Annotated in this window: 1 protein-coding gene and 2 pseudogenes; 1 reads left to right on the top strand and 2 read right to left on the bottom strand. The window is 34.7% G+C overall.

The genetic code is table 11. The annotated features are described in order from the left end of the window. Positions 1 to 293, top strand: a pseudogene (locus AFK68_RS00820) (HNH endonuclease); the annotation flags it as partial. A 225-nt stretch (positions 294 to 518) separates the two neighbouring features. Here AFK68_RS00820 and AFK68_RS00815 read toward each other — a convergent pair. Continuing rightward, positions 519 to 1,397 carry a bile acid:sodium symporter family protein gene (locus AFK68_RS00815; protein WP_094670869.1) on the bottom strand — a complete coding sequence of 293 codons (879 nt, stop codon included), beginning with the start codon at positions 1,395 to 1,397 and terminating at the stop codon, positions 519 to 521. 699 nt (positions 1,398 to 2,096) lie between these two features. Beyond that, positions 2,097 to 2,210, bottom strand: a pseudogene (locus AFK68_RS40810) (metallophosphoesterase); the annotation flags it as partial.

The following is a 2,210-nucleotide window of genomic DNA, read 5'->3' as shown; positions in this document are numbered from 1 at the left end:
CTCAACCATTAGTGGTAACAGCAATGGGACATGGTTGCAGAAAGATGGTACAAATGGACAAATATGGTTTTCCCCGCAAGGGTTATCAGGCTAAAAAACCTGTAGGTGGTTGGAAAACAGGAGACATTATCAATTTCGTCAAAGGGAAAAATATTGGATTAAAAGGAGTCAGGATTAAAACTGTCAGAAGTAAAGGTAATTTTGATATCCGACATGGGGATAAAATCTTGTCTGTATCTCGAAATCATATCCAACCCATTCACAGACGAGATGGATACAATTACTCGTTTTGAGTAGATTTTTTCTAAGAGGTTGGATCGAGACTCTGATAATTCCTTGGATAAAGCCTTAAGTCTGGTTTTGGGAGCTTCGCAAAAATAACTCTAACATAAGCTAGAGTTGTAAAATTCAGTTGCCTAAATCATTTTTCGTACCTTTTTCCTAAAAATATGTTCCCTGTTCCCTGTTCCCTACTCTTTCCAAAAGTCTATATCTTTATTGGGAGAGGTCTATTACATCTATATTTCCATTTCTACTTCAGCACGTTGAGCAGCAATACGTTTGCGCCAGCTCAGATAAGGAATAGAAGCTAAAGCTCCCACTAACACATAAGCTACCAGTGTTGGCAATACCCCCAACTGGGGAAAATTCAAACTAGCAATTAATAATGCTAAACCAGGGTTACGAGTGGCACAGAAAACTGCTAAAGCTGTACGAGTATCTTCTCTTGGCCCCCCCAATAAATGACCGATCGCTAAAGATAAAACTGTCATCAAAATAATTGCTACTACTGATAACCAACTCAAACCCAGAACAATATCCAGACTCTTTACCAAAACAAAAATAACCAACACTATGAACATTACGTTAGCAATTTTCGTTAGTGGTTTTCCCATATCATCAGCAAGTTGCGGCCATGCTTCTCTAATAGCAATGCCAATGCTGATGGGGAGTAACTGAGCAAATGTTACTTGTTCGGCAACTTGTCTGGGTAAGATATCAACATCAGGGGGAAACAGAGAACTTAAAATTGCTAACAGTAAGGGAACGGTAATTACTGCTAACAGAGAGACTGTTACCTGAAAACTTACTGTATAGGGAAAATTGCCTTTTGCTTGGACTATTTTTCTGGTGGTAAGTGGTGCGCCTGGACATACTGCCATTAATATTAGACCTATTTTGACTGATTGTGGCAGATCGAATAATAGTAATACTATTAGTAATGCAACAATGGGAACTAATATATCTACTGCTAATAAAAAACTAAGTAATATTTTTGGTTTTCGCCATAATAACGTGACTTGCTTGATGGTTAAGTTTAGCCCCAATGACAGCATTAGGGAAAAAATAGTTAGTTCGACAAAATTTGTTAGTAGCTTTCTAATAAACTCTTCCATAAATATATTTTTTCTTAATAAGTTTTGGTAACAGCAATTCAATTTAGGGATGTCACAAACAGTTTCAGACTTTAAATGTCAAATAATTGCCTGAAACTATAAAGTCTAACTTCTGTGAAAGGGTATAAGTTACTCGCGCAGACAATTAGGCGATCGCTGTCTTTATATTAATAAGTATTTAGTCATCAATAAAGTTAACTTTGAATAGGATGTTGGAATATGTCTATAATCTCAAAAGTTTTAGTTTGATAGTTTATCTGAAAGTTTAGATAGTCATTGATAATATGTCTTTTTTAGGTTTATTCTGCGGATAAGATCCGAAGTATTTTCCTCAATCCAATTTAAGCTAACTAGGTTAACCAATGTTTTATAATCGGTATAGCAGTCCTAAATAGGTTGTAACAAGTTTCATAATAGTTAATTTCAATTTAAAGCCTTTGAAATTATGACTCCTGTCGGGTCGAATTCGGATCGCCCCTACCACCAAAATACTACAACTAAAATAGGATTACTATATTAACTGAATATAATCTTAAATGTTCAGGAGCTTATAAATATATGACTGTAACCAAAAAATTGAGGTAGATTTCATAATTAGATAAAAATCCTTGTATCTAATTATTTAGGTTGAAACCCACCTCTACAAATTTATGGCTAAAAATTAGTACCCTAAAAAAAATAGAGTACATTTAATGCACCCTAATTAGTTTCTAATGTAATTACTGTAACTTCTGGCCGACAAAATAATCTCCCTGGAAAATAAGTTCCTAAACCACGATTCACATATAAATAGTTATTTCCAACTTGATGTAA

Origin of the sequence: Hydrocoleum sp. CS-953 (assembly GCF_002260545.1) — a bacterium.
Lineage (GTDB): Bacteria > Cyanobacteriota > Cyanobacteriia > Cyanobacteriales > Microcoleaceae > Trichodesmium.
This window is presented reverse-complemented; position numbering and strand designations above follow the sequence as displayed.

Coding starts and splice junctions, on each gene's coding strand:
- AFK68_RS00815 (WP_094670869.1), bottom strand. CDS start 1,397: ATGGAAGAGTTTATTAGAAAGCTACTAACAAATTTTGTCGAACTAACT.